Origin of the sequence: Amycolatopsis kentuckyensis (genome assembly GCF_002155975.1) — a bacterium.
GTDB classification, from domain to species: Bacteria; Actinomycetota; Actinomycetes; order Mycobacteriales; family Pseudonocardiaceae; genus Amycolatopsis; species Amycolatopsis kentuckyensis.
In genome coordinates this window covers 1-6051 of the sequence record NZ_MUMI01000277.1, presented here as the reverse complement: position 1 = coordinate 6051, position 6051 = coordinate 1, and the positions used below count along the sequence as shown (strand labels likewise).

The 6051-nt window shown below is 75.0% G+C and carries 4 protein-coding genes; 3 read left to right on the top strand and 1 reads right to left on the bottom strand.

Annotated elements, in window-relative coordinates:
• From CCN39_RS26205 to CCN39_RS26195, 3 genes are all read left to right on the top strand, one after another.
• Window positions 1–2490 (top strand): non-ribosomal peptide synthetase (locus CCN39_RS26205; protein ID WP_143264146.1); only part of this gene is annotated, 2490 nt, incomplete at its 5' end.
• Window positions 2487–2696: an MbtH family protein gene (locus tag CCN39_RS26200; RefSeq protein ID WP_086846292.1), complete on the top strand. Its 210-nt coding sequence runs from the start codon at window positions 2487–2489 to the stop codon at window positions 2694–2696. The genes CCN39_RS26205 and CCN39_RS26200, both read left to right, overlap by 4 nt.
• Window positions 2693–4063 (top strand): ATP-grasp domain-containing protein, encoded by a 1371-nt coding sequence (locus tag CCN39_RS26195; RefSeq protein ID WP_086846290.1) that lies wholly within the window; start codon window positions 2693–2695, stop codon window positions 4061–4063. The genes CCN39_RS26200 and CCN39_RS26195 overlap by 4 nt, the downstream gene beginning before the upstream one ends.
• Window positions 4064–4066: 3 nt before the next feature.
• On the opposite strand, the gene CCN39_RS26190 is transcribed toward CCN39_RS26195, so the two are convergent.
• A complete protein-coding gene (locus CCN39_RS26190) occupies window positions 4067–6031 on the bottom strand; it encodes a condensation domain-containing protein (protein WP_244211010.1) in 1965 nt (654 codons plus the stop codon).
• Window positions 6032–6051 lie beyond the last annotated feature (20 nt).

Genomic DNA, 6051 nt, shown 5'->3' with positions numbered 1-6051 from the left:
GCCGCGCGGCAGGCCACGCCCTTCATGGTGCTGCTGACCGCGCTCGGCGTCGTTGCGGCCCGGTGGAGCGGGCAGGACGACTTCGTGCTCGGGGCCCCGGCCGCCAACCGGGACCACGCCGACGCCGGCGCGGTGGGCCTGTTCGTCAACGTCCTGCCGCTGCGCCTCGACACCTCCGGCGCCCCCGCCTTCGCCACCCTGCTCGACCGGGTGCGGGCCCGCTGCCTCGCCGCGCAACGACACCAAGCTGTGCCGCTCGACGAGATCGTCCGGCTGCTCGACCCCGACCGGTCCGACGGGCGCGCCCCGCTCGTGCGGGCCGTCCTGGCGCTGCAGAACGTGCCGCTGCAGCCGTGGCAAGCGGGCGACGTGCGGGCCGAAGCCTTCGAACTGCCCGCCCCCGGCGCGCAGTTCGAGCTCGCCGTCCACCTCACCCAGCAGGCCGACGGCAGCCTCCGCGGACATCTCACCCACGCCGCCGACCTGCTGTCCGGTGACACCGCCCGCCGCTTCGCCGACGCCTTCCTCCACGTGCTGCGCACCGTGGCCGACCTCGATGGCGTCCCCGTCGACGACGTCCCGCTGTTCGACGAGACCGAGCGCGCCCGCATCACCGGTGTCCTCAGCGGCGCGCAGGCCGCGCCCGCGGCACCGGGGCTGTTGCACGAACTGTTCGAACGGCAGGCCGACCGGGCACCGCGCGCGCCGGCCGTGGCGGGGGACCGGACGCTCGACTACGGCGAGCTGGACGCCGAGGCCAACCGCCTCGCGTGGCTGCTGCGGGAGCGCGGCGTCGGCCCGGAGAAAGCCGTCGCCGTGTGCCTGCCGCGCTCGGCCGACCTGGTCGTCGCGCTGCTCGCGGTGCTCAAGGCCGGCGGGTTCTACGTGCCGCTCGACCCCGCCAACCCCACCGCGCGGCTGACCGCGCAACTGGCGGACGTCCGGCCGGTCGTGGTGCTCGCCGACCGCGAGTTCGCCCCGCGCCAGGACACCGTCCTCGTAAGCGACGCGGCCCCGTACCCGGCGCACCGGCCGGAGCCGTCCGCCGTCCCGGGGAACCTGGTGTACGCGCTCCACACCTCCGGCACGACCGGCACTCCCAAGGCCGTCATGAACGAGCACGCCGGGCTGGTCAACCGGATCCGCTGGATGCAGGCCGAGTACGGGCTCACCGCGGGGGAACCGGTGCTGCACAAGACACCCATCGGCTTCGACGTGGCCGGCTGGGAGCTGTTCTGGCCGCTGTCGGTGGGCGCGACCGTCGTGCTCGCCCGCCCCGGCGGCCACCGCGACGCCGCCTACCTCGCCGCGCTGGTCCGCGACCGCCGCGTCAGCACGTGCCACTTCGTGCCGTCCATGCTGCGGGCGTTCGTCGAAGAGCCTTCGGTCGCGGGGTGCGCGGGCATCCTGCGCCGGGTCGTGTGCAGTGGAGAAGAGCTGCCGCCGTCGACCGTAGCCCGCCTGCGTGGGCTGCTGCCGGAGGTCGCCGTGCACAACCTGTACGGGCCGACGGAAGCGGCCATCGACGTCACCGCCGTCGAAATCACGCCCGCCCACGAGACGCGGCCCCGGCTGCCGATCGGCCGCCCGATCACCGGCGCCCGGTTGTACGTGCTCGATCCGCGCGGGGCCCCGGCGCCGGTCGGGGTGCCGGGCGAACTCTGCATCGGCGGCGTGCAGGTGGCCCGCGGCTACCTCGGCCGCCCGGCGCTCACCGCCGAGCGGTTCGTCCCCGACCCCTTCGCACCCGGCGGCCGGCTGTACCGCACCGGCGACCGGGCCCGCTGGACCGGGGACGGCGCACTGGAGTTCCTCGGCCGGCTCGACCAGCAGGTCAAGATCCGGGGCGTCCGGATCGAACCGGCCGAGGTGGAAGCCGCCCTCGCCGGGTATCCCGGGGTCACCGCCGTCGCGGTCGACGCGCGGCCCGGGCCGGACGCGGAACTCAGGCTGGTGGCCTACCTCGCCGGCGTCGACGACGTCCCCGACGGTGCCCTGCGGGCGTTCCTCGGCGAGCTGCTGCCGCCGGCGGCGGTGCCGTCGGCGTTCGTCCGGCTGCCCGCGCTGCCGACCGGGCGCACCGGCAAGCTCGACCGGTCCGCCCTGCCCGAGCCCGCCGTCGTCCCGGCCGGCGGCACCGCGCCGCGGGACCCCGTGGAGCGGGTGCTCACCGAGATCTGGGCCGAGGTGCTCGACCTGCCGAACGTGTCGGTGGACCGGGGGTTCTTCGAGCTGGGTGGGCACTCGCTGCTCGCCACCCGGGTGGTGGCCCGGGTGCGCCGCGAGTTCGGCGTCGAGCTGTCCGCGGGCGATCTGCTCGGCGGCGGGACCACCGTCGCCGACCTGGCCGCGACCGTGCGGGCCGCGCAGCTCGAGCAGGCCGACCCGGACGAGCTGCGCCGGGCACTGGAAGAACTGGCCGACCTGACCGACGACGAGGTCGCCGCGCTGCTCGCGGACGACCGGACCACACCGATGGAGGACCGATGACAGCCGCGGAAACCGGTGAGCAGACCTTCGTGGTCGTGCTCAACGACGAGCTGCAGTACTCGATCTGGCGCGCGGACGCCGACGTGCCGGCCGGGTGGCGGGCCGAAGGCACCTCGGGCACCAAGGACGAGTGCCTCGCCCACATCGACCGCGTGTGGACCGACATGCGGCCGCTGAGCCTGCGGCAGAAGATGGACGCGTCGTGAGCGGCACGCCGAAGGACCGCCTCGCCCGCGTCATCGACGACATGCGCGCCCGCTGGACCGGCCGCGACGTCGTGCTGGCCGTCAACCACTTCAACGGCGGCATGAAGGCGCTCGCCGAAGAGCTGCGGCTGTCCGGCGCCCGGCTGAGGGCCGTCGTCATCAACACCGTGCCGCGCGCGGACGACCCGCCGGCCGAGCACGTGTTCAGCTGCGCCGAGCACGGCCTGACGATGACGCACCGGCAGTACGAGGCCTGGCTCGCGACCAAGCCGCCCGAGGTCGTCGACTGGCTCGACGGCCTCGACCCCGGCCGCGAGTGGGAGGTCCTCGGCACCACCTACGGGGAGTTCGCCGAGCTGGGCGGCCGTCCGGCCTACGGGCACTGGCGCCCGCAGTGGGCCGGGTGGGAGGACAAGACCCGCATCGACGAGCTGTGGCAGCGGGTCGGCATCCCCGCCCCGCCGCACGCGATCGTCGAGGTCGACGACCCCGGCCTGGCCGCCACCGCGGTGGCCCTGGATCGCGGCCACGGCGTGATGATCGCCATCGACACCAGCCTGGACGTCCTGGGCAGCTCCCAGGGCCTGCGCTGGGTCCGCTCCCGGGCCGAGCTGGACCGGGCGGTCGAGGCCCTGCGCGTGCGCACGAAGCGCGTCCGCCTCGCCACCTTCGTCCCCGGCGTCCCGTGCAGCCTGATGGGCATGGTCTTCGACGACGGGGTGGCGGTCTTCGACCCGATCGAGGTGATCACCCTCCACCGGCCGAGCACCGGACAGCTCGTGTACGGCGGCTGCTCGACGGCCTGGCGGCCGTCGGCGGCCCGCACGGAGACGTTGCGCGGCTACGCCCGTCGCGTCGGCGAGGAGCTGTCGGCGTCGCTGGGTTACACCGGCGTGTTCAGCGTCGACGGCCTGTCCGGCGAGGACGGGTTCGTGGCCACCGAGCTGAACCCGCGGCACGTCTCGGGCATCGGCGTCCGGCCCGGCTGGCCGGAGTTCCCGACCCGGCTGCTCAACCGGGCCGTGCAGGACCACCGTCCGGAGGCGGCCGGCGTCCGGTGGCAGGACGTGGAGGAGGTGTACCGGGAGGTCGTCCGCGAAACGCCGTCGGCGTCGCTGTGGATCGAGGTGCCGGGGAGCGATCTCGGACCGGAGGTGCGGACCGTGACGGTGCCGGTGGACGGCTCGCCGGTCGAGTGCGCGTACCGCCCGCAGTGCGGCGGGGTGTGGATCCTCGGGGCGACGGGTTCGCCGGTGCCGCACGACGGCGCGCTGGGGCCGGTGACGGCGGCGCTGGCGGAGCGGCTCGGGGTTTCGGATCTGCGGTCGTTCGGCGAGATCACGGCCAGGTCGACACTGGCGGGGTGACGCTCAGGCGCCTACCGGCTTCTCCTCGCCCCCGGCGAGCGTGGTCAGCTGCGCGACCAGCGCGTCGGCCAGCCGGCGGACCCGGGTTCCCGGGATGAGGTGGGGCCGGTGGGTGAAGGCGATCCGCAGCGTCTCTCCCGGGGTGACCAGCAGGCTCAGCGCGTAGTGCGTGTCGTCGCTGTGGCGGACGTCGACGATCCTCGGGTCATCGAGCAGCAGGTCGGGGTTCTCGAACACCAGCAGGGTGTCGAACTCCGTGTCCCAGGACGCCAGGCGCCGGATCGCGCCGAGGCCGAGGTGCTCGTGCGGGGCCAGGGCGAGCCGCTCGGCCCGCACCCGCCGCAGGAAGGCCCGCGCCGGTTCGCCGGGAACCACCTGCACCACCACCGGCACGGTGTTGACCAGCATCGCGACGAGGTGCTCCACGTCGGGCACCTCGGCCATCCGACCGGACACCGTCGTCCCGAACACCGCCGGCCGCCCGCCGGTCTCGGCGGCCAGGACGGCACCCCACAGCGCCACCACGATCGTGTTCATCGTCAGCCGGTCGGTCTTCGCCAGCTCCACCAGGCGGGCCGTCACCGGGGCCGGCAGCTCGACGACGTGGTGTTCCGAAGGGGACGAGCCCGGAGCCGGGGTGGCGAGCAGGGTCGGGGTCAGGCCGTCCAATGTGGACTTCCAGACCGCGGACGCGGCGTCCCGGTCCTTGGCGCGCAGGACGCGGAACCAGTCACGCAGCGGCGGTGCCGGGGTGCCGGCGGCCGGTGTCAGGAGCTCGCGGACCAGGAGCGTCACCGACCAGCCGTCGAGCAGGAGGTGGTGGTAGTCGAGCAGGAGGTGGGCGGTGCCACCCGGCAGGTGGACGAGGTGCAGGCGCAGCAGCGGGGGCGTGCGCACGTCGAACGGGGTGGCCTGGCTCTTCTCGGCCAGGACGTCCGCCCGCGCCCGCGCTTCGGCCGGGGCCAGCGCGCGCAGGTCCGTCTCGCGCCACGGCGGCTCGAGGTCGTCCACGATGACCTGCAGGGGTTCCGGCAGGCCGGCGACCTCGAACGCGGCCCGCAGCGGGGCGTGCCGGCGCAGCGCCGAGGCGGCCGCGGCGCGGAGTGCCGCCGCGTCCACCGGGCCGGACAGCTCCAGCCGCAGCTGCTCGGTGTAGCTGTCGGTCTCCTGCAGGCGGTGGAACAGGAAGCCCTGCTGCACCGGGGTCACCGGCAGGATCTCGGTCAGGCCGGGGTGGACCGCCCGCAGCCGGTTGAGCTGGTGGTGGTGCAGGGCGACCAGGGGCCGCACCGGGATCGCCGGGGCCGCCGCGCCCGCCGCCGTCGCGGCGAGCTTGCGCGGGGTGCCCAGCTCGAACACCTGCCGGGTGTCGAGCGCCAGCCCGGCGCGGCGGGCCAGGACCACCAGCCGGACCGCGGCGAGGCTGTCGCCGCCGAGGGCGAGGAAGTCGTCGTCGACCCCGGCCGGGACGCCGAGCGCCGCGGCGAACGCGGCCACGAGGGACTGCTCCTCCGGTGTTTCCGCTTCGGCGGCCCCGGTGGCGACCGCGGGTGACGGCAGCGCGTTCAGGTCCACCTTGCCGTTCGGGGCGACCGGCAGCTCCGGCAGTGCCAGCACCGCGGCGGGCACCAGGTGCGCGGGCAGGGTCCGCGCCAGCTCGGCCCGGATCGCCGTGCCGTCCGGATCCGCGCCGACGACGTAGGCCACGAGCTGCTTGCCACCGCTGGCCGCCGGCCGGGGCAGCACCAGCGCCTGCCGCACGCCCGGCAGCTTCCGCAGCGCGGTCTCGACCTCGCCCAGCTCGACCCGGAAGCCGTTGATCTTGACCTGGTTGTCCTGACGGCCCAGGCATTCCAGCTCGCCGTCGGCGTTCCACCGCGCCAGGTCGCCGGTCCGGTACATCCGCTTTCCCGCTCCCCCGAACGGATCCGCGACGAACACCGCCGCCGTCCACTCCGGCTCCCCCACCTACCCGCGGCCGACGACCA